This window comes from Dechloromonas sp. CZR5 (assembly GCF_008711155.1).
In the GTDB taxonomy this organism is placed as follows: Bacteria; Pseudomonadota; Gammaproteobacteria; order Burkholderiales; family Rhodocyclaceae; genus Azonexus.
In genome coordinates this window covers 185120-209803 of the sequence record NZ_VUYQ01000004.1, presented here as the reverse complement: position 1 = coordinate 209803, position 24684 = coordinate 185120, and the positions used below count along the sequence as shown (strand labels likewise).

The window sequence follows — 24684 nt, the reverse complement described above, 5'->3', positions numbered from 1 at the left end:
GGCCATGTTGCCACGCGTCCCGTCCAAGTCCCCAAAACAAACCTGGCTCTGGCTTGCCCCCTATTTCGCAATCGGTGTTTTTGCCGTAGCCATGCTCATTGTCACCGCCATACTCCAGTGGCGCGAGCTGGATACGGCCCGCTCGGCCCTGGAGGGCGACATGCACTGGGCGGAGCGGACCATCGAATCCCGCCTCCACGCCCACCAGGACTTCCTGGCCGAATTGGGGCGCGAGCAGGAATTCAAACAACTGACCTACGAGACCTTCCAGGTTCGCGCTTCGCGCTACGTGCGGGAAAACAGCGAAATCCAGGCCATTATCTGGGTCAATACCGACGGCAAGGTCGAATGGGTAGCGCCCAACGAAGCAACGGCGACCTTTGTCGGCGAGCAGATCGAAGGCAACCGGCTGAGCGCCTTGCAGGAAGCACTGCGCACCCGTCGGGAACTGGTTTCCCCGGACTATCGGGATGTCACCCAGCGCGCGCTCCATGACATCATTCTCCCGGTCCAGCGCGGCAGTGCCGACCTGGGCGCCTTCATCGCCCTGCAATCGCTGGAGGGCCTGCTCAGGTCCACGCTGCCCGCCGTCTTCACGACCCGCTACAGCCTGACCGTCGTCAGCGCCGACAACCGGGAGGTTTACAGCAATTCCTCAGTGAAGCCGACGGATCGCCAGCTCTCGGGCCTGATCAACCTGGAGCTGCCGAACAACCGGCTCGGGCTGAACATCGTCGCCTATCGCGGCGGCGGCGCCTGGCTCCCCTTCCTTCCTGCCGCATTGATCATCGTCCTGACCTTGATCGCAACGGTCACCCTGATCCTGCTGCGCCGCCACGCCAGGCATCGCGCCGCCACCGAAGAGGAATTGCGGGCGGCCTACGCCTTCCGCCAGGCCATGTCGAACTCGCTCATCACCGGGCTGCGCGCCATCGACCTCGACGGCCGGATCACCTTCGTCAACGCCTCGTTCTGCCGGATGACCGGCTTCAACGAAAATGAGCTGGTCGGCATCAAGCCGCCCTACCCTTACTGGCCGCCCGAGGAATTCGACAAGCTGCAGAACAACATCGACACGGCCCTGGCCGGAAAGGCGCCGGCCAGCGGCTTCGAAATGCGGATCATGCGCAAGAACGGCGAACGTTTTGACGTGCGCCTCTACTTCTCGCCGCTGATCGACACCAACGGCCAGCAGATCGGCTGGATGGCCTCGCTGAACGACATCACCGAACCCAAGCGGGTCCGTGTCGAACTGGAGCGCGCTCACGAGCGCTTCGTCACGGTCATCGACGGCCTCGATTCGGCCGTGCACGTTGCCGATGCCCAGAGCGGCGAGATCCTGTTCGCCAACCGGGCTTTCCAGAACATTTACGGATTCGACGCCGTCGGCCGCGACACGGCGCTGGTCACCGCCCCCTGCCGCCCGCCGCCCGATGCCTACCTGCACGACCCGGCGCTGATCGGCGGCGAGGAACTGCCCTGCGAAATCTACGACGGCGAAATCCAGCACGCCCTGTCGGGCCACTGGTACCACCTGCACGAGCGCGCCATCCGCTGGGTGGACGGCCGTACCGTCCGCGTCCAGGTAGCTGCCGACATTACCGACCGCAAGCACATCGACGAAGTCAACCTGCAGCAGCAGAAGCGCCTGGAACAAACCTCGCGTCTGATCACCATGGGCGAGATGGCCTCGTCGCTGGCCCACGAGCTGAACCAGCCACTGTCGGCCATCGCCAATTACTGCGCCGGCTGCGTCAAGCGCATGCAGGCCGGCAACTACAAGCTGGACGATCTGCTGATCGCCATGCAGAAAGCATCGAGCCAGGCCGAGCGGGCCGGCAAGATCATTCGCCGCATGCGCGACATGGTCAAGAAAGGCGACCCCAACCGGCAACCCATTGCCTTGCCGGAACTGATCGACGAAGCCCGCGCCTTCGCCGACATCGAAGCCCAGCGCACCGGAACGCAGATCATCGTGGACATCCCCGAGGACTTGCCACGCATCGTCGTTGACCGCATCATGATCGAACAGGTACTGCTCAATCTGGTGAAGAACGGCATCGAAGCCATGAACGACATTCCGGTCGAGCGACGCCAGTTGCGCCTGCTGGCCCGACTGGTCGACGAGCGGATGATGGAGGTCACCGTTTCGGATCAGGGTCATGGACTTGCGGCAGAGGACGTCGAGAAGATTTTCGCCCCCTTCTACACGACCAAGCCGGAAGGGATGGGGATCGGGCTTGCCATTTGCCGCTCCATCATCGAGTTCCACCAAGGGCGACTGTGGGTCAGCCCACGGCGGGATGGCGGTACCGAGTTCCACTTCACCGTACCGACCGAGGAAAGCAACGGGGATAGCAATGAGTGAGCAGACACAAACCATTCATGTGGTCGATGACGACGAGGCCATGCGCGATTCGATGACCTGGCTCCTGGAAGGAGAAGGCTACAAGGTCGCCTGCTTCGACTCGGCGGAGGCCTTTCTCAAGGCTTATCGCGACGATATGCGCGGATGCCTGGTACTCGATGTCCGCATGCCGGAAATGAGCGGGCTCGAACTACAGGAGAAGCTCGACAGCCTGGGCTCGCAGTTGCCGGTCATCTTCGTCACCGGCCATGGCGACGTTCCGATGGCGGTCAGCGCCCTGCAGCGTGGCGCCTGCGATTTCATCGAAAAACCGTTCCACAACGAAGACCTGCTATCGCGTATCGTCCGCGCCCTGGGGCTCGACCGGGAACAAGCGGAACGCCGCCAGCGCGACGGCGCCATTTCGTCACGACTGGATCAACTCACCCAGCGCGAGCGCGAGGTGATGGACCTCGTCGTCGCCGGCAAGTTGAACAAGCAGATCGCCGACGACCTGAACATCAGCATGAAGACCGTCGAAGCCCACCGGGCGCGGGTCATGGAGAAGATGGGCGTGCGCACCCTGGCCGAACTGGTCAAGGCCGTGATGTCGGTGCACTGAGCCGTGGCGACGCCGCCCTGTCGTCAATGACCGGTCAGCGGCCGGGAGACGTCACAGCGGAATGATGTCGTCGCCACCAACGCCCATTCCGCCAAGGTAATGGGTCTGCTGACGCACTTCCTTGCGGCGCAGCAGTTTTTCCTGAACCTTGGCCGGCAGATCGGTGAACATGATCACCTCCTTGGCAATCAGCAACTCGATCAAGTCCTCGACAGCCCGCACGAAGCCCCGGTCCAGCTGATCCAGTTCGCTCTGCCGCCAGCGTTCGTGGAGAAACTGGAGTACATCGGGATGATCACTGGGCAGCAACTCCTGCGCCTCCCTGACGGGCGTCGAATGCAATTCGCTGATCTGCCCCTGATCGTCCCTGCTCACGTAAAGCATGCCGGCTCCTTCCTTTGTCATGCGGAGGAGTCTGCATCAGCCCGGCGGCCTTTGCAATTGGACCTCCGTCCAGTTCCGCCCATACCGTCTCAGTAATTCCTGACCGGTGCCTTGGGCGGCATTTTCGGCGTTCCGAAGTAAGTCGCCGGCGGCGCCTTGTAGCCGACGGCCTTGCCCTTGTCGTCGTAAATGATCTGGGTCGACTGCTCCTGCGGCTTGGCGCGGCTTGCCGTGATTTCCATGGTGGCGGCCCGGCCCGGCGTGGTCCTGTCCATTTCGGAGCGTACGATACGCATCCGCTCGACGGAAATGCGCTTGTCCACCGCCTCGGTCGAAAAACCGCGCTTGACCAGGGTTTCACGAATATTGAGGAGATTTTCGAGTTCCTTCGAGGTGCGCAAGGAACGCACCGGTTCGCCCCAACTCTCCTTGGGCTTGGCGACAGCGATGTTGAACTCTTCCGGCTTGCTGACCATGCGGGCGATCTCCAGGCGATTCTGCCGCATCGCCCATTCCAGCGCGCCATCGCCCCAATCGTTTTTCGGCGTCCGATCGGCGCCCTTTTCGATCAGCTTGCGCGCCATATCCTGATGCCCTTCATAAACCGCCATCATCAGTACGCTGGAACCATTGGTGCTTTGGGCGTTGATATCCGCCCCCTGCTCGATCAGGTAATCGGCCACCTCGGCGTGTCCGCTGAACACGGCGTAGTGCAGTGCCGACCATTTCCGGCTCGGCGCGTTGATCCGCGCACCCCGTTCCAGCAACCATTTGACCGCCTCGAGTTGCCCGCGCCACGCAGCCAGGGCCAGCGCCGATTCGCCGTTGGCGTTGAGAAAATCGATATTCGCCCCGCGCGAAATGAACAGCCGCATCAGTTCGATCTTGCCTTCCCAGGCCCCGATCATCAGTCCGCTACCGATCCGGCTGCCCGTGTAATCGGGCGACATGCCGGCATCCAGCCACTGCTCGGCCTGGCGAACATCGCCGAGTTCCATGCTGTTGGTAAAAGCGACCGGATCGGGCGTCGCACTCGCGGAAAAAACCGGGGCCGCCGCCAACAGCAAGCCTCCCATCCCGATTATCATGGCGACCAGTCTTTTTGCAGTCCGTCTCATTGCGTTTCCATTCCCACAGGCCAGCCTCCATTTTCTCATGACCCAAACCGATTACCGGTTATTTGCTGCGCTGGCGCTGTCGCTCTTCCTGCATTTGCTCCCTGTCCTGCCGGGCGTATTCGATAGTTCCCGGCCCGTTCCTCCCGCCGCGTCACCGCTGCTGGCGGAGTTGCGCCCACCGCCCCCGGAGGAGGACGCCTCCCCTCCCCTGCATCTGCCGCCGCCCCCGACAACATCCGCAGCACCCCGCCCGCCCCCTGCACGAAGCAAGGCGGAAGCACCCACGACCTGGACCCAGGCTGTCCGCGAACAGCTGAAGAAACTCGACAGGGCGGGCCAGTTTTATCCGGCCGAAGCGATTGCGCGGGGGCTGGAAGGCGAGGTACACGTGTTGCTGATCATCGATGAGAGCGGGCAGGTCGTTGCCACCCGGATCGAGCAGGGAAGCGGCCACCCCATCCTCGACGAAGCGGCCCTCCGGGCCGCCCGCACGCTGAACTCGCTGCCGGCAGACGCCCCACGGCAAACCGTTCTGCCGGTTCGCTTCCGCCTGCGCTGACCCTCCCGAATCCGCCAAGCAGTATCACGTCAGCCTGCCACCAGGCAGTACCTTGCAGTCCCGATCAAACCTCGCAGAAAGCGCTTTACCCCCTCAAAGACCTTGCGGCTCTGCGCCGCTGGTGATGTCCATCTCGCTCTCCATCGTCAGCAGCATAGGCGGCGAGACAATCGACAGCCACTATATCTTCGACATGCCCCCCTGTGCGGCGTCGGTCGTCCCGCTGTTCGATACGCGGCTCATCCTTCTGAACAAATAGTCCGATCCGGGCGCGCCCAGAGCTCACGCCGCGACGGAATGCTCCTGATTTCGTGCCCCTAAAGACGCTCCTCCTGCATATCCACCTCGCTCCAAAAACAGGGTCCGACGCACTGGCGAACGCTCGGAGATGACCGTGGCAAGCGCAAAGAAGCCATCACGCTCTTGCGCATTGTTCAATTTTAGAGCAGTCTAATGGAGTTCTCATTTATTAAAATAGCATAACAGGGGGAAAGCTATGTTTTCACACTTAACACTGCGTACGCGACTCGCGCTGATTGTTCTGGCGGCACTGGCCGGGATGCTCCTGCTGGCGAGCATCAGTGCGGTGCAGTCCCGCTCCAGGCTGATGGAAGACAAGAAGATGCTGATTCGTTACGGCACGCAGGGCGTATTCAATGCGGTCATGCACCTACAGAAACAGGAAAACGAAGGCAAGCTGACACGCGAGGAAGCCCAGCGCCTGGCCAAGGAAATCATCCTCAACGCCCGCTACGGCGGAGTCGACGGCAAGACAGAGTACTACTACGCCTGGACCAGCGAAGGGGTCGGCGTTGTCCACATCAAGCGCGAATTGGAAGGGCGCCCGATGGTCGAAAAACTGAAAGACAGCAAGGGCCGGTATACGCTCAAGGACATGCAAGCTGTCTTGAGCACCGCCCCGGAAGGCTTCCTGGATGCCGAATTCCCGCGGCCCGGCGGGACGGAAGCAGTGCCCAAGTTGCTGTTCGTGATGGCGGTGCCCAACTGGAACTGGATGCTCGGCACCGGCATCTACATCGACGATGTCGACGCGGACTTCCGCAAGAACCTTCTTCAGTCGTCGCTGGAGGCGCTTGGCCTCGCCCTGCTGATTGGGCTGCTCGGATTCCTGATCGCCCGCAGCGTCCTCCTCCAGATTGGCGGAGAACCCAGAATGGCGAATGAAATCATGCAGCGCGTGGCCGATGGCGACCTTACTGCACAGCTCGACAACATGCCGAAAGGCAGCCTGCTGCATTCGCTCGGCAATATGGTCGGCTCGCTGCACCGGATGATCAGCAGCATCAATTCCGATGCCGCAAAGCTGGTAGCCAATGCCGAGCACATCGCCCGTGCCTCCGACGAAGTTACCCAGGCAGCCGAACAGCAGACCGACTCGACATCGTCAATGGCGGCGGCCGTCGAGGAGTTGACAGTCAGTTCCAACCACATCTCCGACAGCGCCCATGAAACGGCCCGGGAAACCTCCGAGGCAGCCGAACTGGCTGCCCAAGGCAGCGCACGCGTCCTGCAGGCAAGTACCGCCATCGAGAAGATCGCTTCGACGGTATCCGACGCCTCCGGCCGCATCCATGCGCTGGAAGAACGCGCCAGGCAGGTGTCCACCATCGCCAGCGTGATCAAGGACATCGCCGGCCAGACCAATCTGCTGGCCCTGAACGCCGCCATCGAAGCCGCACGCGCCGGCGAACAGGGGCGTGGCTTCGCCGTCGTGGCCGACGAAGTGCGCAAGCTGGCCGAACGGACCTCCAGCGCAACCCTCGAAATTGAACAGATGATCAGCGGCATCCAGGCCGATACCATAGGTGCCGTGGAAGCCATGAATGCCGCTCTGCCCGAGGTTCAGGAAGGCGTCCAGCTGGCCTCCTCGGCATCGGATTCGCTGCTCGCCATCGAGAACAGCTCACGCCGCACCCTGGAACGCGTTGGCGAGGTCGCCGATGCGACCAGGGAACAGAGCTCGGCGAGCACCTCGATCGCCCAGCGTGTCGAGCAGATCGCCAACATGGTCGAAGAAACGACAGCAACGATCCGGGGTACAACCCAATCGGCGCACGAACTCGAAACCATCGCCGGCAACCTGCGTGAACTCGTCGGCCGCTTCAAGACCTGAACCTCCGGGGCTGGACAGGCCCCTCGCCGACTACGGCATCGTCCCCGCCTTGCCGCGGACGATGCCGCGTGCAGCCTGCGCTTCCCGGGGCATAGGGCCTTTACACCGCCCCATCGCCCCGCAGGGCCGCTATCCGTTCCGGCGGATAACCGAGCCCCAGCAAGACATCGTCGGTATGCTCTCCCAGCGCCGGGCCGATCCAGGTGGTAGCGCCCGGCGTTTCAGACAAGCGCGGCACGATACCCGGCATGCGGAAGGCCCGGCCATCCGGCAGGGTAGCCGACTGGAACATCTGACGGGCGATGAACTGCGGATCGGCGAACATGTCGAGCGCCGAATAGACGCGTGACGACGGCACCTCCGCCTCCGCAAGAATCGCCAGCACCTCCTGCTCATCGCGGGCAGCGCACCAGGCGTCGATCAGACCATAGATTTCCTCGCGGCGCGCATCCCGGCCGGCGTTATCGGCAAGCGTCGGATCGTCGGCCAGATCCTGACGCCCGATGGCCGTCATGAAACGCCTGAAGATGGCATCGCCGTTGGCGCCGATGGTGACATGCTTGCCGTCGCGCGTGGTGTGCGTGTTCGATGGCGTGATGCCAGGCATGATGTTCCCGGTCCGTTCGCGCACGAAGCCGAACACATCGCACTCGGGCACCAGCGACTCCATCATCGCGAAAACCGCCTCGTAGAGCGCCACATCGACAACCTGCCCGGCGCCGCCATTGACTTCCTTGTGGCGCAGCGCCATCAGCGCACCGATGGCGCCCCAGAGTGCGGCAATCGAATCGCCTATCGAGATGCCGGTACGCACCGGCGGCCGATCCGGAAATCCGGTGATGTAACGCAGCCCGCCCATCGATTCGCCGACCGCGCCGAAGCCCGGCTGGTCCTTGTACGGCCCGGTCTGGCCGAAGCCGGAAAGGCGCACCATGACCAGCCCCGGGTTATCGGCCTTCAGCTGCTCCCACCCCAGGCCGAGTTTTTCCAGCACGCCCGGCCGGAAGTTTTCGACCAAGATATCGGCCCCCGCGATTAGGCGGCGCACGAACTCGCGCCCTTCCGGATGCTTCAGGTTGGCCGTCACCGATTTCTTGTTGCGTGCCTGGACGTACCACCACAAGGATGTCCCTTCATACAGCTTGCGCCACTTGCGCAGCGGGTCGCCGCCGTCCGGCGATTCAACCTTGATCACCTCGGCGCCGAATTCGGCCATGATGCGGGTGCAGAAGGGACCGGCAATCAGCGTACCGAGTTCGACGACGCGCAACCCGGCGAGCGGCTTCGCAGCATCCTTCATATCAAGGCTCCCAGTGATCAACGTGCATTTTCCGGCCGAGCAGCCGGTCTATCGTAACCCCGACCGACTGCGGGGCGCCACTGGTTGCCAGGCTCAGGTGGCCGCTGCCGCCGCCGAGCAGGCCGCCTGCTGCCAGCAGGCGTTCGAGCTGCCGTGCCACCGCCTCTCCGGTGTCCAGCAAGCGCGTCCCCTCGGGCAGGCGCCGGGCTATCGAGGCGGCAACCCAGGGGTAGTGCGTACAGCCCAATACCACGACATCCGCCCCGGCCTCCGCCAGCGGCGCCACATAGTCATCGAGCAGGCGCTCGACCAGCGGGCTGCCCGGTCCCTCGCCCTCGATCGCTTCGGCCAGCCCCGGACAGGCTTGCGTCACGACGCGCAATTGATTCGCGTGATTGCCGACCAGCCGTTGGAAACGTTCGCTATTCAGCGTCCGGGTCGTTGCCAAAACGCCGATCACGCCACACCGACTCAGCGAGGCAGCCGGCTTGACCCCCGGCTCAAGGGCGACGATGGGCAAATCGATGGCTGCGCGAATGGCTTCGGCCGCCGCCGCCGTGGCCGTATTGCAGGCGATGACTAGCGCCTTGGCTCCGCGATGCGCCAATGCCTCGGCAATGACGACCCCCCGCTCGCGGAGAAAGTGCTCCGAACGATCGCCATAGGGTAAAAACCGGGTGTCGGCAAAATAGAAATAATCTTCATGCGGCAAGCGCTCGCGCAGGGCGTGCAGCACGGTCAGGCCTCCCAGGCCCGAATCGAAGACGGCAATGTGCTGGTTATTCAAGATTGGCCTGACAAAAAAGAAGCCCCCTTGGCGGGGGCCTCATTCAATCACAATCGGCAGCGAATTACATCCGGGCGATCATCGCGTCGCCGAATTCCGAGCAGGAAAGCTCGTTGGCACCATCCATCAGACGCGCGAAATCGTAGGTCACCTGCTTGTCGCCGATGGCCGCTTCCATGGAGCGGATGACCAGATTGGCTGCCTCGAGCCAGCCGAGATGGCGCAGCATCATTTCGGCCGAGAGGATCAGCGAGCCCGGGTTCACCTTGTCCAGGCCGGCATACTTCGGCGCCGTGCCATGGGTGGCCTCGAAGCAGGCGTACTTGTCGGAAATATTGGCCCCCGGCGCAATGCCGATGCCGCCGACCTGCGCCGCCAGCGCATCGGAGATGTAATCGCCGTTCAGGTTGGTGGTGGCGATCACGTCGTACTCGGCCGGGCGCAGCAGGATCTGCTGCAGGAAAGCATCGGCGATGGCGTCCTTGATGGTGATTTCGCGACCGGTCTTCGGGTTGGTGAAATGGCACCACGGGCCGCCGTCGATCGGCTCGGCACCGAATTCTTCCTGGGCCAGCTTGTAGGCGGTGTCACGGAACAGGCCTTCCGTGAACTTCATGATATTGCCCTTGTGCACGATGGTCACCGACTTGCGGTCGTTGTCGATGGCGTACTGGATGGCGGCGCGCACCAGGCGCGTGGTGCCTTCGACCGAAACCGGCTTGATGCCGATGCCCGAACTCTCCGGGAAACGGATCTTCTTGACGCCCATTTCCTCCTGCAGGAACTTGACGACCTTTTTCATGCCGTCCGAACCGACGGCCCACTCGATGCCGGCGTAGATATCCTCGGTGTTCTCGCGGAAAATGACCATGTTGGTCAGTTCCGGATGCTTCAGCGGCGACGGAACACCCTTGAAATACTGAACCGGACGCACGCACTGGTAGAGGTCGAGTTCCTGGCGCAAGGCGACGTTCAGCGAGCGGATGCCGCCACCGACCGGCGTCGTCATCGGGCCCTTGATCGAAACCGAATATTCCTTCAGTGCATCGAAGGTTTCCTTGGGCAGCCACTCGTCCGAACCGTACAGGCGGGTCGACTTTTCGCCGGCGTACACTTCCATCCAGTGAATCTTCTTCTTCCCGCCGTACGCCTTGTCTACCGCGGCGTCGATGACCTTCATCATCACCGGCGTGATGTCAATGCCGATACCGTCGCCTTCGATGAACGGAATGATCGGATTGTCCGGAATCGGCTGACCCGGAACGATTTTCGAACCACCTTGCGGAACCTTGATGTGAGAAGTCATAGTCACTCCATGCGTGATTTCGGTATTGCCCGGCGACCGCGTAGCCTTGCCGTCCCGCCGCCAGAGCGGAACATTATGGGCCAAAAGCGGCGGAATCGTTCAATCGCCGCGCCCGTCCCCCCGCTCGCCGCATCGCGGAGCCGGGAGACGAGCTAGGTTCCGACCGCGCCAAAGCGCCGCGACAACCGTGCAGCCGGCGACTCCACCCAGCGGTGGAAGCCCCAGGCGACAGCCAGGCTGCCGGTGAAGGCGACCGCCAGCCCGGTTGCCGCAGCGGCCGGCCAATCCGGCGCGAAGCGTGCCCAGACGGCGCTGACCAGCAGCAGAACGGGAAAATGAACGAGGAAAAGGCTGTAGGAAATGCGCCCTATCCCGGTCAACACACCGCCGCGCGGCCATAGGCGCCCCCAGCCGGTGCGCTGCGCGACGTAGAGCAGCAAGCCGACGGCTATCGCCATGAGCAGCCGCCACCGCCAGGCGAACAGTGCGGCAAGCAGCAGCAAGCCCTGAAAAGCCCAGAATTCGGCTTTGCCATCGAGGCGATGAGCTTTCTGCACCAGCACCCCCAAATAGAAGTAAGGCCAGAAATACAAAGCCCAGGCGTCGCCGGCCGCATCGAGATTGAAATGAAACAGCGCATAAGCGGCGCCCCCCCAGGCCAGCAGGGCAAATGCCGCCTGGCCGTAACGCCCGCAGCCTTGCTGCAGGACCAGCCCGAGCGCATAGGCGACCCCGAGCTGGAAGCTGATGCCGACGAACCACAGGCCCGCCGACAAGGCTTCGTAACCCAGGATGTCCTGCAGCAAGAAAACGTGGGCCACCAACTGCTTCACGGTGGCTGGCTGCCCGAGCAATTCGTCATCGACCCAGCCACGCGCGAAGCCGATGATCGCCGGCATGGCGAACACGACGGCCAGACAGGGTAGGCCCAGCCGGCAGTAACGCTGCAGGGCGAAACGGCCGAGATGACCGAGCGTCCAGTCGCGGCTACCCAGCGTGTGGGCCGCTACGTAGCCCCCGACGACGAAGAACACTTGCGTCGTGCGCGCATACTCCGCCAGCCAGTCCAGCACACCGCCCTTCAGCGGCGCCGCCCAATCGCTCGATGGCACATACAGGGCGAAATGATGAAACACGATGGACAACGCCGCGAATGCGCGCAGCGCCAAAAGAAAAGACGGTTGAATCACAGCGCCGACACGGAAAAACACAAGCGGCGCATTGTTGCATCCGATGCGTTGAAAACAAGCTGCCTGTCACACAAACAGGTTTCTTTTTCATATTTTCGTCACAGTCGGTCACAAACAAGCAATAGTCAGATGCCAACAAGTATGACCGGGCTTCCACCCTCAGATACCAAGGCGGGGCGACAGCCGCGCAATCCACCCGGAGCGTCGTCGCTCTTGGACCGGTGGTGTACCAAAGGCTACTCGCACGATCGATAGCGAACCCGACCGGCCGATTTTTTGGTCTGCCGGCCCCTTGATTACGCACAAGCCTTTCCGCAAGGTTTTCATGAACAACGCCATGGCAAAGCAAAAGCTCCGATGGTGTGTCGGAAAAGTACGGCGCAGAAAAAAATCCCCGCCCGGCAACCGCCGGACGGGGATTCTCATCTTGCCGGCCGGTTTCCACCGGCCTGGGGATCAGGCGCGAGCGACCTTGAGCGCGGCATTCAGCGTCGGGCTCGGACGCATGACAGCCTTGCACTTCTCCGAATCAGCCTTGTAATAGCCGCCGATATCCGCCGGCTTGCCCTGCACCGTCTTCAGCTCGGCCACGATCTGGGCTTCGTTGTCAGTCAGGGTCTTGGCCAGCTTGGCGAAGTGCGCAGCCAGTTCGGCATCGTCCTTCTGAGCCGCCAGTTCCTGCGCCCAATACATGGCGAGGTAGAACTGCGAACCGCGGTTGTCCAGCTCACCGGTCTTCGGCGACGGCGACTTGTTGTTATCGAGCAGCTTGCCGGTCGCGGCATCCAGGGTCTTGGCCAGCAGCTTGGCGCGGGCGTTGTTTTCCTTGATGCCCAGTTCTTCCAGCGATACGGCCAGGGCCAGGAACTCGCCCAGCGAATCCCAGCGCAGGTGGTTTTCCTGCGTCAGCTGCTGGACGTGCTTCGGAGCCGAACCGCCGGCGCCGGTTTCGTACATGCCGCCACCGTTCATCAGCGGAACGATGGACAGCATCTTGGCCGAGGTACCCAGTTCCATGATCGGGAACAGGTCGGTGAGGTAGTCGCGCAGGATGTTGCCGGTCACCGAGATGGTGTCCAGACCGCGGGCGACACGCTCCAGCGTGAAGCGCATGGCGCGGACCTGCGACATGATGCGAATTTCCAGACCGCTGGTGTCGTGATCCTTGAGGTACTTTTCGACCTTCTTGATCAGTTCGGCTTCGTGCGGACGGTACGGATCCAGCCAGAAGACGGCCGGCGTATTGGAGTTGCGGGCACGGGTGACGGCCAACTTGACCCAGTCGCGGATCGGGGCGTCCTTGACCTGGCACATGCGCCAGATATCGCCAGCTTCGACATTCTGGGTGAGCAACACTTCGCCGGTGGCGTTATCGACGATATTGGCAATGCCGTCCTCGGCGATTTCGAAGGTCTTGTCATGCGAGCCGTATTCCTCGGCCTGCTGGGCCATCAGACCGACGTTCGGCACGGTACCCATGGTGCGCGGGTCGAAGTTGCCGTGCCACTTGCAGAAGTTGATCATCTCCTGATAGATGCGGGCGAAGGTCGATTCCGGCATGACGCACTTGGAATCGTACTGCTTGCCGTCGGCGCCCCACATCTTGCCGCCCTGACGGATCATGGCCGGCATGGAGGCATCGACGATGATGTCGTTCGGGGAGTGGAAATTGGTGATGCCCTTGGCCGAGTCGACCATGGCCAGACGCGGACGGTGCTCCTGGCAGGCGTGCAGGTCGCGGATGATTTCGTCGCGCTTCGATTCCGGCAGCTGCTTGATCTTCTCGTACAGGTCGACCATGCCGTTATTGACGTTGATGCCGAGTTCGGCAAAGGTCTTGGCGTGCTTCTCGAAGGCATCCTTGTAGTAGATCTTGACGCAGTGACCGAAGACGATGGGGTGCGAAACCTTCATCATCGTCGCCTTGACGTGCAGCGAGAAGAGGATGCCGGACTTGCGGCAGTCTTCGAGCTCGGCTTCGTAGAAGTCGCACAGCGCCTTCTTGCTCATGAACATGGAGTCGATGATTTCGCCTTCCTGCAGCGCAAGCTTCGGCTTCAGCACGGTGGTCTTGCCACCCTTGGCGATCAGTTCCATGCGCACTTCGCGCGGCTTGTCGAGGGTCATCGACTTTTCGCCGTGGTAGAAGTCACCGTGGTGCATGTGCGAAACGTGGGTCTGCGACCACTGCTTCCACTCACCCATGGAGTGCGGATGCTTCCGCGCATAGTTCTTGACGGCGCCCGGCGCACGGCGGTCGGAGTTGCCTTCGCGCAGGACCGGATTGACGGCGGAACCGAGGCACTTGCCGAAGCGCGCCTTCAATGCCTTGGCTTCTTCGGTATCGGCGGTTTCCGGGTAATCGGGGATGGCATAGCCCTTTTCCTGTAATTCCTTGACGCAGGCCTTGAGCTGGGCGACCGAAGCAGAAATGTTCGGCAGCTTGATGATGTTGGTTTCCGGCAGCAGGCACTTCTTGCCCAGTTCACCCAGGGTGTTCGGCAGACGCTGCTCTTCAGTGAGGAACTCCGGGAATTCGGCGATGACGCGTGCAGACACGGAAATGTCCGCCTTTTCGACCTCGATGCCAGCCGGACCGGTGAAGGTGCGGATGATCGGCAGGAATGCGCACGTCGCCAGCAGCGGCGCTTCGTCGGTCAGCGTGTAAATGATTTTTGACTTTCCACCAGCCATGTATATCCCCTTGCGTTGGATTGAGTTTTTTAGGCCGAGGGTAAGACTCGACCCTTTGTGAACCGGTTTGCTGAAGCAAAACATTGAGAGTATCGGCCCCCATCGAATCTCAGTCAACGAAACGCGTTTTCACATTGCGATGTCCTTGAAAAATGGCATTTTTTTCCGAACATGGCCGATGCTATATTTCCGCCTGTCTATTGGATCGGGCACCATGAAAATATCGGTCGGACTCTACGGTACCAACGCGCACCAGATTGCCCTGGCCATGATCCAGGGATTCAACAAGCACTACACGCTCTTCCGGCAAACCAGCCGCGAGGCCAAGACACGCTTCGAGCAAAGCGACTGGCTGGGCGTGCACAAGGCTGTCAAGGAACGAATCCGCTTCTACGACGACCGCGTTGACGAATGCGTCGAGCGCCTGCGCAACGAATTCGATGCCGGCTCCATCGATGACGCCACCTGGCAACAGGTCAAGCTGCTGTACATCGGCCTCCTGCTCAACCACAAGCAACCCGAACTGGCCGAGACCTTCTTCAACTCGGTCACCACCAAGATCCTGCACCGCAACTATTTCCACAACGATTTCATCTTCGTTCGCCCCAGCATCTCGACGGAAAACATCGAAAGCGAGGACACGCCGACCTACCGCAGCTATTACGCCAAGGACGACGGATTGCGCGGTGCCATACGCCAAATCGTCAGCGACTTCGACTGGCACCGTCCATTTGCCGATCTGGATCGCGATCTGGAATATGTCTACCAGGCCGTGCTTGGCTACCTGAACGGCATGCCGCGGCGGGAGGTGAATTTCCAGATACAGGTACTCGCTTCCGCCTTCTATCGCAACAAGGCTGCCTACATCCTGGGCAAGGCGATCAACGGCGCAAACGAATACCCGTTCGCCATTCCTGTCCTGCAGGACGGGAACAACCGGCTCTACCTCGACACCATCCTGCTCGACTCCTGGCGGATCGGCCTGCTCTTCTCGCTCTCCCGCGCCTACTTCATGGTCGACATGGAAGTCCCTTCGGGCTATGTGCAGTTCCTGCGCTCGATCATGCCCAACAAGCCGCGCTCCGAGATCTACATCATGCTCGGCCTCGGCAAGCAGGGGAAGACCATGTTCTTCCGCGACTTCATCTATCACCTGCACCATTCGGAAGACAAATTCATCATGGCCCCCGGCATTCGCGGCCTGGTCATGCTGGTGTTCACGCTGCCTTCCTATCCCTACGTCTTCAAGATCATCAAGGACGTATTCGGCAGCTCGAAGGAAATGGATCAGGCCACGGTCAAGCGCAAGTTCATGATGGTCAAGCAGGTCGACCGCGTCGGGCGCATGGCCGATACGCTGGAATTCTCCAACGTGATGTTTCCGCTCAAGCGCTTCGACGACGAGGTGCTGGGCGAACTGCAGAAACTCGCCCCCTCCAAGTTCGAGATCGACGGCGACCAGCTGATCATCAAGCACCTGTACATCGAGCGCCGCATGGAGCCGCTGAACATCCACCTCGACCGCATGGACAAGACCAACAATCTCGACGGCATGGAGCACGCCATCCGGGAATACGGCAGCGCCATCCGCGAACTGGCCCAGGCCAACATCTTCCCCGGCGACATGCTGTGGAAGAACTTCGGCATCACCCGCTTCGGCCGCGTCGTGTTCTACGACTACGACGAAATCGAATACATGACCGACATCAACTTCCGCAGGATTCCGCCGGCACCCGATTTCGAAACGGAAATGTCCGGCGAGGTCTGGTATGGCGTTGCCAAGAACGATGTCTTTCCTGAGGAGTTCGCCACCTTTCTCCTCGCCTCGCCGCAGGTCCGCAAATTGTTCATCAAGCACCACAAGGACTTGCTTTCACCCAAATTTTGGCAGGAATCACAGCAAAAGATCCGCGAAGGACACGTGGAGGACTTTTTCCCCTACCCACAAGCGCTGCGTTTCTGTAACAATCCGACCCAAGCAGACTGACGCATTTTCATCAACAAAAAAATACAGGGGAAAAATACCCTTGTGCTACCCACTGGAGTAACAGCATGCCGCTAAGCATCGCGGTCGTGAGGGAGCGCTCGTCCGGCGAAAGCCGTGTCGCGCTGGTTCCCGAGACGGCCAAGAAGTTCGCCGCCCTCGGCGCCCAGCTCAGCATGGAGCAAAGCGCGGGCATCCAAAGCCACTTCCTCGACTCGGACTATGCCGGAGTCAAACTCGTCGGCGGTATTGCCGATGCCTACACAGGAGCCGGCCTGATCCTGCGCGTCACCCCGCCAAGCGCGGAGGAAATCGCCGCCATGCCGGAAGGCTCGGTTCTCGTCGGTCTGTTGAAGCCCTTCGAGGACAAGGCGCGCCTGGCCGCCCTCAATGCCCGCAAGATAACCGCCTTCTCGCTCGAACTGCTGCCGCGCATCTCGCGCGCCCAGAGCATGGACGCCCTGTCCAGCCAGGGCGCTTGCGCCGGCTACCAGTGCGGCCTGATCGCCGCTGCCCGCTGCACCAAGTTCTTCCCCATGCTCACCACCGCCGCCGGCACCATCCGTCCGGCCCGTGTACTGGTCATCGGGGCCGGCGTCGCCGGCCTGCAGGCCATCGCCACCAGCCGCCGCCTCGGTGCCATGGTCGAAGCCTATGATGTCCGTGCCGCCGCCCGCGAACAGATCGAATCGCTCGGCGCCAAGTTCGTCGACACCGGCGTTTCCGCCGACGGCACCGGCGGCTATGCCCGCGAACTGAGCGCCGACGAAAAGGCCCAACAGGCCGAGAAACTCGCCAAGGCCGTCGCGGCCGCCGACGTGGTGATCACCACTGCCGCCATTCCCGGCAAGAAAGCCCCCGTCATCATCACCCGCGACATGGTCGGGCGCATGAAATACGGCGCCATCATCGTCGACATGGCCGCCGAATCCGGTGGCAACTGCGAACTCACCCAGCCGGGCGAACACGTCGTCGCCAACGACGTGAACATCCACGGCCCCCTCAACCTCCCGTCGCGCATGCCGACCCACGCCTCGGAGCTGTACGCCAAGAACCTGTACAACTTCCTGTCGCCATGGATCAAGGACGGCAACCTGGCTTTCGACTGGGAAGACGAAGTCCTCGCCGGCACCGTCCTCTGTCGTGACGGTGCCACCGTTCATGCCACGGTCAAACAAGTTCTGGGAGAGTCGTAATGGACGGCCTGCTCGCGTTATACATCTTCATGCTCGCCGCCTTCACCGGCTACGAGATTATCGCCAAGGTCCCGGTCATCCTGCACACCCCGCTGATGTCCGGTTCCAACTTCATCCACGGCGTCGTCGTTGTCGGCTCCATGATCGCCCTCGGCAATGCCGATACCGTGCTCGAACAAGCCATCGGCTTCTTCGCCGTCGCCCTCGGTGCTGCGAATGCCGCCGGCGGCTACGTCGTGACCGAGCGCATGCTCGGCATGTTCAAGAAGAAGGAGGCCTGATCATGACGCTACCCGTTTACGTTCAAGGCGCCTGGTTCCTTGGCGCCGCCCTGTTCATCTTCGGTCTCAAGGGCATGAGCTCTCCGGCCAGTGCCCGCAAAGGCATCGTCATCGCCGGCTACGGCATGCTGATCGCCATCGCTGCCACCTTCCTGATCCCTGGCCTGAAGAACCTGGCCCTGATGGCCGTGGCCCTCGCCGTGGGCGGTGCCGCCGCCTGGATCTCCGGCCAGAAGGTCAAGATGACCGACATGCCGCAGATGGTCGCCATCTACAACGGCATGGGCGGCGGTGCCGCCGCCGCCATTGCCGCCATCGAGTTTGCCAAGGGCGATGCGCACAGTACCGTCACCACCATCCTCGCCGTGGTCGGTGCGCTGATCGGTGCCGTCTCCTTCACCGGTTCCTGCATCGCCTGGGCGAAACTGCAGGGCGTGCTGAAGAAGGCCTATCGCCTGCCGGCGCAGAACGCCATCAACGTCCTGCTGGCGCTCAACGCCATCGGCCTCGGTGCGGCGATGGTGGTCATGGCCCCGGCCAAGCCCGAGCTGATCCTCTTCTTCTTCGCCGTCTCGCTGGTCCTCGGCCTGATCGTCACCCTGCCCATCGGCGGGGCCGACATGCCGGTGGTGATCTCGCTGTTCAACGCCTTCACCGGCCTGGCCGTGGGCTTCGAAGGCTATGTGCTGGGCAACCCGGCGCTGATCATCGCCGGTATCGTCGTTGGGGCGGCGGGTACGCTGCTCACCCAGTTGATGGCCAAGGCGATGAATCGTCCGCTGACCAACATCCTCTTTACGCCGATGGTGGCCTCGGGTCCGGGTGAGGCGATCAGCGGATCGATGAAGGAGTTGTCCGGCCTCGATGCGGCGGCGATGATGCGTTATGCCTCCAAGGTCATCATCGTGCCGGGTTACGGCATGGCGGTGGCGCACGCCCAGCACAAGGTATGGGAGATGACCTCCATCCTCGAAGAGGCCGGGGTCGAGGTGAAGTTCGCCATCCACCCGGTGGCCGGCCGCATGCCGGGGCACATGAACGTGCTGCTGGCGGAAGCCGGCGTGCCGTACGACAAGATCTTCGACCTTGAGGAAATCAACGGCGAGTTCGGCCAGGCCGACGTGGCGCTGATCATCGGGGCGAACGACGTGGTCAATCCGAGTGCGCGCACCGACAAGACCAGCCCGATCTACGGTATGCCGATTCTTAACGCCGATCAGGCGCAGAACGTCATCGTGATCAAGCGCGGCAAGGGCACCGGTTACTCCGGCGTCGAGAATGCGCTGTTCTACACCGACAACTGCCGCATGCTCTATGGCGACGCACAACCCATGGCCGGCGAGATCATCCAGCACCTGAAGGCAATGGGATGATCATTTTCAAGACAATCGAAAAGTAGCCAACCAGGCACACTTCTACAATCCAGCCTACCGGACCCCCGTTCATGAAACGAATCGACGACCTGCTGATCTGGGCCTCAATTGCAACCTGCCTGGCGCTCTGGTTGTGGTCGCTCATAGCGGGGCCGGTGACGGCTCATGCCTTCCTTGCGCTCGCCATTCTGCTGCTGACAACCACCGCGCTTTCCCTTCGGGAGCGTCGCAACTGGCAATCGCGGCAGAAGGTCCACTTCCAGGAATTGAACAATGTCATGTCGGAGTACCAGGTACTTTCCGACGAGGCCATGGCCCACGCCAAACTGCAATTCATCTCGCTGGAAACGGAAATGAACGAAGCCCGGGAAATTATCCGCGCTTCGGTGAACCGGATTTCGGGGAGCCTGACCGGTCTTGAATCGCAGTCATCCAACCAACGGCAGGTACTGCGCTCGCTGATCGACCAGATGCTGGAGATGACCGACTCCAATGCTCGAGATCACGAAGAAGTCAGCCTGCAACGCTTTTTCGACGAGACCAATACCCTGATCGCCGAATTTGCCAGCAAGATGACGCATCTGAAGGAGACCAGTCAGGGGATCGCCAGCAGTTTCGAGCAGATGCAGGCGCAGGTCACCCGGATTTCCGGTTCGCTCAACGACATCGCCGGCATTACCAAGCAAACCGACCTCCTGGCGCTCAACGCAGCAATCGAGGCGGCCCGCGCCGGTGAGGCTGGCCGAGGATTTGCCGTTGTCGCCGACGAAGTCCGCAATCTGGCGGCACGGACCGGCGAATTCAACATCGACATTCGCAACGAGCTGACCGAAATTCTCGACTCGCTGCGCGAAGTCGGCGACCGCATCAGCGATACCGCGAACATCGACATGAGCATTGCCGACAAATCGCGCACCATGCTCAACGAACTGGGCGGCGAATTGCTGGAATTGACGGCCAAGGCACGCGAGCATTCGGCGCACATCACTGCCGTGACTGAACAGATGCACAACCTCACCCAGGAAGGCGTGATGGCCATGCAGTTCGAGGATATCGTCAGCCAGATGATGGAACGCGTCGGCCAGCGCATGGCAAACGTCGGCGAGTACATGCATGCGTTCCTGGCATTGCATCAGGACAACGAAAGCGATGGGCTGCAACGTTTCCGCAAGCGCAGCCAGAAACTGGTCGAACTGCTGGTCAATTCGCACGTCAAGAGCGATTCCCTGCGTTCGAGCCACTCGGTCAGCAACGCCAAATCAAACAACGACGGGGAAATCGAGCTGTTCTGACCGATTGGATCGGCAGTACGCCGGCTCGCTGTCCGGCATTTACAGCCCGCGCAGATACTCCGCCACAGCCCGCGCCTCATCAACACTCAGGCGCTTGGCAATATCCTGCATCTGGGCGTTGTCATTGGTCCGCTTGCGCTCCTCGAAGAGGCTCAACTGGGTTTCGATGTACAGCGTGTGTTGCCCGGCAATACGGGGCAACTTGTCCGAACCGGCACCGCTCTCCCCGTGGCAATCGCGGCACGGTAGCAAACCCTTGTCAGGATTTCCCTGCGTGTAAAGCCGCTCGCCCACCGCCCGCATGTCACCGTAGGCCGATTTGCCGCGACTCGGCTGCTGGTGGCTGAAGAAATGCGCTGCGGCGCGCATGTCGTCGTCGCTCATGTCGGCAACGACCTTGCGCATGTCGTTGCTGTCACGCTCCCCAGCCTTGAAGTTGCGCAACTGCTTGAGCAGATAGGCTTCATTCTGGCCAGCCAGCTTGGGATAGAGCGGGCTGGAACTGTCGCCGGTCGCGCCGTGGCACAGAAAGCACTTGCCCATGACCTGCTCTTCCCCACGCTGCATCAATACGGGATCTTCGGCCGCCTGCACCGACAGCGCGCAGCCCGTCACCAGCAGCACGGCCAGCAGGCGCATCAGGACTTGCCCGTACTGCCGAACCCACCCTCGCCGCGATGGCTGGCGTCGAAATCGTCCACGATATTGAAACCGACCTGCAGCACCGGCACGATCACCAGTTGCGCAATCCGATCGAGCGGATTGATGGTGAAGCCGGCATGCCCGCGATTCCATACCGAAACCATCAACTCGCCCTGGTAATCGCTATCGATCAAGCCGACCAGATTGCCGAGCACGATGCCGTGTTTGTGCCCCAGACCCGAGCGCGGCAGGATCATTGCCGCCAGCCCCGGATCGGCCAGATGAATGGCCATGCCGGTCGGCACGAGGGTGGTTTGCCCCGGCTCGACATGCAGCGGTCCGTCGATGCAGGCGCGCAGGTCGAGACCGGCCGATCCGGGCGTCGCGTACTGTGGCGGCGTTTCCCGCAAACGGGTATCGAGAATCTTGACGTCAATGTGATGCATTACATTTTTCCTGTTAACAATTGGGCAATGTGCTCGACCAACTGGCGGGCAAGCACGGATTTGGGCGCCGGTATCAGCGGATGCGTCCCCTTGTCGTCGAACAACACCAGCCGGTTATCGTCACCACCGAATCCATCCTGGATCAGGTTGCCGGCGATTAGAGGGATGTTCTTCTTGCGCCGCTTGGTCTGTGCGTACTCTTCGAGATTGCGGCTTTCAGCGGCGAACCCGACGCAGAACGGGCCTTTCTTCAGGGCAGCGACTTCGGCCAGGATGTCCGGGTTTTCGATCAGTTCGATTGGTGGAATACCGCCGGCATCCTTCTTCAGCTTGTGCTCGGCAGCGTTGTTCACGCGGTAATCGGCCACCGCCGCCACGCCGACGAAGACATCCGCGTCCGCTGCGCGGGCCATCACGGCCGCATGCATGTCGAGCGCGCTCCTCACCTTGACCCGCACGACGCCTTGCGGCACAGGCAGGTCTACCGGTCCGGACACCAGCGTCACCTCGGCCCCCGCCTGCCGGGCAGCTCGGGCCACGGCGTAACCCATACGGCCGGACGACAAATTGGTGATGCCGCGCACCGGATCGATGGCTTCGAAGGTCGGCCCGGCCGTGATCAGCACCTTGCGGCCAGCCAAAACCTTGGCTGCAAAGAAGGCGACAACCTCCTCGACGATTTCCTCCGGCTCGAGCATGCGACCGGCACCAACCTCGCCGCAGGCCTGCTCGCCACTGGCCGGACCAAGGATCTGCACCCCGTCGGCCTGCAGCTGGCGGACGTTGCGCTGAGTGGCCGGGTTCTCCCACATCTGGCGGTTCATCGCCGGCGCCACCAGCAACGGACAGTCGCGGGCAAGCACCATGGTTACCAGTAAATCGTCAGCCATGCCTTGGGCGATGCGTGCCAGAAAATCGGCCGAAGCCGGCGCAACCACGATCAAATCGGCAGCACGCGACAGGTCGATATGCGCCATGGCATTCGGCATGCGCGCATCCCATTGGTCGAGATAAACCGGTTTCCCGGACAACGCCTGGAAGGTGGTCGCCGTCACGAAATGGGTCGCCCCTTCGGTCATCGCCACCTGGACCTCGGCCCCTTGCTTGCCCAGCAGGCGAACCAGTTCGGCTGCCTTGTAGGCGGCAATTCCGCCGGTTACGCCAAGGACGATGCGCTTACCATTTAATTCCATTGTCTTACCGTTAGAATTGGACTCTGCACATTCTACCTTGGAACGAAAATGGCGATCACCGACTGGCCGGAAGGCGAACGTCCGCGCGAACGACTGCTTGCCCACGGTCCGGCGGCACTCTCCGACGCCGAATTGCTGGCTATTTACTTACGCGTCGGCGTGCGTGGCAAAAGTGCGGTCGATCTGGCCCGCGATCTGCTGAATCGCTTTGACGGCCAGCTCGGCATTCTGGTCGAAGCTTCGCTGGATGAACTGGCCAGCGTCTCCGGCATCGGTATGGCCAAGGCAGCCCAACTGAAAGCCAGCTTCGAACTGGCCCGCCGTGCACTGACACAGGAGATGGGTAGTCGGGACAACTTCACCTCTCCCGGAAAGGTTCGCGACTGGCTGCGCCTGAAGCTCGCCCACCGGCCACAGGAAATTTTCATGGCGCTGTGGCTCGACGCCCAGAATCGCCTGCTGAAAGCCGAGGAATTATTCACCGGATCGCTGACCCAGACTTCCGTCTACCCGCGGGAAGTGGTCAAGTCTGCGCTCTCCCATAATGCAGCCGCGGTCATTCTGGCGCACAATCACCCCTCCGGTGTCGCCGAACCCTCCAGAGCCGACGAGATGCTCACCCGCTCGTTGAAGGAAGCGCTGGCCATGGTCGACGTCAAAGTCCTCGATCATTTCATCGTCGCCGGTACGACCCCGCCGCTTTCGTTCGCCGAGCGCGGCCTGATATGAAAATGCAGAAACCCCTTGATCCCATTCAGGACTTTTGGTTATACTCACGGGCTTTCTTCTAGCGAATTCTGGAGCACCATCATGGCGCGAGTCTGCCAAGTAACGGGTAAAGCCCCGATGGTTGGGAACAACGTATCCCACGCCAACAACAAAACGAAGCGCCGCTTCCTGCCGAACCTGCAGTATCGTCGTTTCTGGGTCGAAACTGAAAACCGCTTCGTGCGCCTGCGCGTTTCCAACGCCGGCCTGCGCATCATCGACAAGAAGGGCATCGAAGTCGTTCTGGCCGATCTGCGTGCCCGCGGCGAAGTCTGATTAAGGAAGGATACGAAAAATGGCTAAAGGCGGTCGCGAAAAGATCAAGCTGGAATCTACAGCTGGTACCGGACACTTCTATACCACCTCCAAGAACAAGCGTACGACGCCTGAAAAACTGGAGTTCATGAAGTACGATCCGAAGGCCCGTAAGCACGTCGCTTACAAGGAAGTTAAGCTGAAGTAATTCAGCCAACTCCGGCATTCGACAAACCCGCCTTTCGGCGGGTTTTGTTTTTTCAGTTCCGGAAGCGACTCCGGAAGAGCAGGATGGCGTAACCCACGATACCGGCGAAGACGACAGCCGACCAGTTGGCCATCGACATCCCCAGGAATTCCCAGTCCCGACTGGTACAGAAGCCAGTCGCCAGGAACAGGGAGGGCATCTGCATGCCCAACCAGTCGACCAGGCTCTCGATGGCATTCGGATCGGTAAAACTGCACTCCGGCGCCAGATGCGGATAAGCCTGCATCCAGGTCTGATACGCGGCGACACCCAAACCGAGTCCGGCCAGCCCGACCGTCAGCGCCGACCAGAGCAGACGTCCCGATGGCATGACCCATCCCAGCAAACCGACGACGCCAATGGCGATATAGAGCAGACGCTGAAAGATACAGAGTGGACACGGCGCCAGACGCAACAGATTCTGCAATTCCATCCCAATGGCGACCAACCCAAGACAACCGATCCCCAATGTCGCAAACCAAGCCCTGACGGGCACTTTTGACCAAATCATTCACAAGCTTCCCAAGAGTAACCAACGGATATTCTAAGCCAGCTCAAGGCGTATG

24 protein-coding genes are annotated in these 24684 nt (G+C 61.5%); 13 read left to right on the top strand and 11 right to left on the bottom strand.

Translation table 11 applies throughout. The features are described 5' to 3' along the window. Nucleotides 1-4 precede the first annotated feature (4 nt). A complete protein-coding gene (locus F1002_RS13085; protein ID WP_150429488.1) occupies nucleotides 5-2368 on the top strand; it encodes a PAS domain S-box protein in 2364 nt (787 codons plus the stop codon). Then, nucleotides 2361-2969, top strand: coding sequence for a response regulator transcription factor (locus tag F1002_RS13080; protein WP_150429487.1), 609 nt, complete (start codon nucleotides 2361-2363; stop codon nucleotides 2967-2969). Before F1002_RS13085 ends, F1002_RS13080 begins: the two co-directional genes overlap by 8 nt. 51 nt (nucleotides 2970-3020) lie before the next feature. Here the strand turns inward: F1002_RS13080 and F1002_RS13075 are convergent, their stop codons facing one another. Both F1002_RS13075 and F1002_RS13070 read right to left on the bottom strand, forming a co-directional pair. Continuing rightward, the gene (locus F1002_RS13075) at nucleotides 3021-3374 is read right to left on the bottom strand and encodes a tryptophan synthase subunit beta like protein (RefSeq protein ID WP_150429486.1); all 354 of its coding nucleotides are present in this window, start codon (nucleotides 3372-3374) and stop codon (nucleotides 3021-3023) included. Nucleotides 3375-3442: 68 nt separating this feature from the next. Further along, nucleotides 3443-4429, bottom strand: coding sequence for an ankyrin repeat domain-containing protein (locus tag F1002_RS13070; RefSeq protein WP_191090403.1), 987 nt, complete (start codon nucleotides 4427-4429; stop codon nucleotides 3443-3445). 79 nt (nucleotides 4430-4508) lie between these two features. On the opposite strand from F1002_RS13070, the gene F1002_RS13065 reads away from it, so the two are divergent. The 3 genes from F1002_RS13065 to F1002_RS13060 all read left to right on the top strand — a co-directional run bounded on the left by F1002_RS13065 (nucleotide 4509) and on the right by F1002_RS13060 (nucleotide 7164). Continuing rightward, nucleotides 4509-5030, top strand: a complete 522-nt coding sequence (locus F1002_RS13065; protein ID WP_191090402.1) for an energy transducer TonB — start codon at nucleotides 4509-4511, stop codon at nucleotides 5028-5030. A 124-nt stretch (nucleotides 5031-5154) separates the two neighbouring features. Further along, on the top strand, nucleotides 5155-5289 hold the full coding sequence (locus F1002_RS21400) for a hypothetical protein (protein WP_255584487.1): 135 nt from the start codon (nucleotides 5155-5157) through the stop codon (nucleotides 5287-5289). Between the two features lie 237 nt (nucleotides 5290-5526). After that, nucleotides 5527-7164: a methyl-accepting chemotaxis protein gene (locus tag F1002_RS13060; RefSeq protein ID WP_150429483.1), complete on the top strand. Its 1638-nt coding sequence runs from the start codon at nucleotides 5527-5529 to the stop codon at nucleotides 7162-7164. 100 nt (nucleotides 7165-7264) lie between these two features. On the opposite strand, the gene F1002_RS13055 is transcribed toward F1002_RS13060, so the two are convergent. The 5 genes from F1002_RS13055 to F1002_RS13035 all read right to left on the bottom strand — a co-directional run bounded on the left by F1002_RS13055 (nucleotide 7265) and on the right by F1002_RS13035 (nucleotide 14441). Next, a complete protein-coding gene (locus F1002_RS13055) occupies nucleotides 7265-8464 on the bottom strand; it encodes a CaiB/BaiF CoA-transferase family protein (RefSeq protein ID WP_150429482.1) in 1200 nt (399 codons plus the stop codon). A gap of 1 nt (nucleotide 8465) precedes the next feature. Further along, nucleotides 8466-9251, bottom strand: coding sequence for a glutamate racemase (gene murI / locus F1002_RS13050; RefSeq protein ID WP_223879591.1), 786 nt, complete (start codon nucleotides 9249-9251; stop codon nucleotides 8466-8468). A gap of 64 nt (nucleotides 9252-9315) precedes the next feature. Next, nucleotides 9316-10557, bottom strand: a complete 1242-nt coding sequence (gene icd / locus F1002_RS13045) for an NADP-dependent isocitrate dehydrogenase (protein ID WP_150429480.1) — start codon at nucleotides 10555-10557, stop codon at nucleotides 9316-9318. A 152-nt stretch (nucleotides 10558-10709) separates the two neighbouring features. After that, on the bottom strand, nucleotides 10710-11747 hold the full coding sequence (locus F1002_RS13040) for an acyltransferase (protein WP_223879590.1): 1038 nt from the start codon (nucleotides 11745-11747) through the stop codon (nucleotides 10710-10712). A gap of 456 nt (nucleotides 11748-12203) precedes the next feature. Next, entirely contained in the window at nucleotides 12204-14441 is a 2238-nt protein-coding gene (locus F1002_RS13035; protein WP_150429478.1) for an NADP-dependent isocitrate dehydrogenase, read from the bottom strand. A 214-nt stretch (nucleotides 14442-14655) separates the two neighbouring features. On the opposite strand from F1002_RS13035, the gene aceK reads away from it, so the two are divergent. The 5 genes from aceK to F1002_RS13010 all read left to right on the top strand — a co-directional run bounded on the left by aceK (nucleotide 14656) and on the right by F1002_RS13010 (nucleotide 20567). Then, nucleotides 14656-16428, top strand: a complete 1773-nt coding sequence (gene aceK / locus F1002_RS13030) for a bifunctional isocitrate dehydrogenase kinase/phosphatase (RefSeq protein WP_150429477.1) — start codon at nucleotides 14656-14658, stop codon at nucleotides 16426-16428. A gap of 65 nt (nucleotides 16429-16493) precedes the next feature. Next, a complete protein-coding gene (locus tag F1002_RS13025; RefSeq protein WP_150429476.1) occupies nucleotides 16494-17621 on the top strand; it encodes an NAD(P) transhydrogenase subunit alpha in 1128 nt (375 codons plus the stop codon). Continuing rightward, complete coding sequence (locus tag F1002_RS13020; RefSeq protein ID WP_150429475.1) at nucleotides 17621-17902, top strand: NAD(P) transhydrogenase subunit alpha; 282 nt, start codon at nucleotides 17621-17623, stop codon at nucleotides 17900-17902. Before F1002_RS13025 ends, F1002_RS13020 begins: the two co-directional genes overlap by 1 nt. A gap of 2 nt (nucleotides 17903-17904) precedes the next feature. After that, nucleotides 17905-19275 (top strand): NAD(P)(+) transhydrogenase (Re/Si-specific) subunit beta, encoded by a 1371-nt coding sequence (locus F1002_RS13015; RefSeq protein WP_150429474.1) that lies wholly within the window; start codon nucleotides 17905-17907, stop codon nucleotides 19273-19275. Between the two features lie 71 nt (nucleotides 19276-19346). After that, the gene (locus tag F1002_RS13010; RefSeq protein WP_150429473.1) at nucleotides 19347-20567 is read left to right on the top strand and encodes a methyl-accepting chemotaxis protein; all 1221 of its coding nucleotides are present in this window, start codon (nucleotides 19347-19349) and stop codon (nucleotides 20565-20567) included. 39 nt (nucleotides 20568-20606) lie between these two features. On the opposite strand, the gene F1002_RS13005 is transcribed toward F1002_RS13010, so the two are convergent. Genes F1002_RS13005 through coaBC form a run of 3 tightly spaced genes read right to left on the bottom strand, consistent with a single transcriptional unit; the run spans nucleotide 20607 to nucleotide 22848 of the window. After that, nucleotides 20607-21206: a cytochrome c gene (locus tag F1002_RS13005; RefSeq protein WP_150429472.1), complete on the bottom strand. Its 600-nt coding sequence runs from the start codon at nucleotides 21204-21206 to the stop codon at nucleotides 20607-20609. Then, on the bottom strand, nucleotides 21206-21655 hold the full coding sequence (dut, locus tag F1002_RS13000) for a dUTP diphosphatase (protein WP_150429471.1): 450 nt from the start codon (nucleotides 21653-21655) through the stop codon (nucleotides 21206-21208). The genes F1002_RS13005 and dut overlap by 1 nt, the downstream gene beginning before the upstream one ends. Then, on the bottom strand, nucleotides 21655-22848 hold the full coding sequence (gene coaBC, locus F1002_RS12995; protein WP_150429470.1) for a bifunctional phosphopantothenoylcysteine decarboxylase/phosphopantothenate--cysteine ligase CoaBC: 1194 nt from the start codon (nucleotides 22846-22848) through the stop codon (nucleotides 21655-21657). Before coaBC ends, dut begins: the two co-directional genes overlap by 1 nt. A 48-nt stretch (nucleotides 22849-22896) precedes the next feature. Between coaBC and radC the strand changes: the two genes are divergently transcribed. The 3 genes from radC (at nucleotide 22897) to rpmG (ending at nucleotide 24079) form a co-directional block, all read left to right on the top strand. Then, nucleotides 22897-23577 carry a DNA repair protein RadC gene (radC, locus tag F1002_RS12990; protein ID WP_150429469.1) on the top strand — a complete coding sequence of 227 codons (681 nt, stop codon included), beginning with the start codon at nucleotides 22897-22899 and terminating at the stop codon, nucleotides 23575-23577. Nucleotides 23578-23658: 81 nt separating this feature from the next. After that, complete coding sequence (gene rpmB, locus F1002_RS12985; RefSeq protein ID WP_150429468.1) at nucleotides 23659-23892, top strand: 50S ribosomal protein L28; 234 nt, start codon at nucleotides 23659-23661, stop codon at nucleotides 23890-23892. Nucleotides 23893-23911: 19 nt separating this feature from the next. Then, nucleotides 23912-24079, top strand: a complete 168-nt coding sequence (gene rpmG / locus F1002_RS12980) for a 50S ribosomal protein L33 (RefSeq protein WP_011288870.1) — start codon at nucleotides 23912-23914, stop codon at nucleotides 24077-24079. Nucleotides 24080-24131: 52 nt separating this feature from the next. Here the strand turns inward: rpmG and F1002_RS12975 are convergent, their stop codons facing one another. Then, nucleotides 24132-24629 (bottom strand): disulfide bond formation protein B, encoded by a 498-nt coding sequence (locus F1002_RS12975; protein ID WP_150429467.1) that lies wholly within the window; start codon nucleotides 24627-24629, stop codon nucleotides 24132-24134. Between the last annotated feature and the right edge of the window lie 55 nt (nucleotides 24630-24684).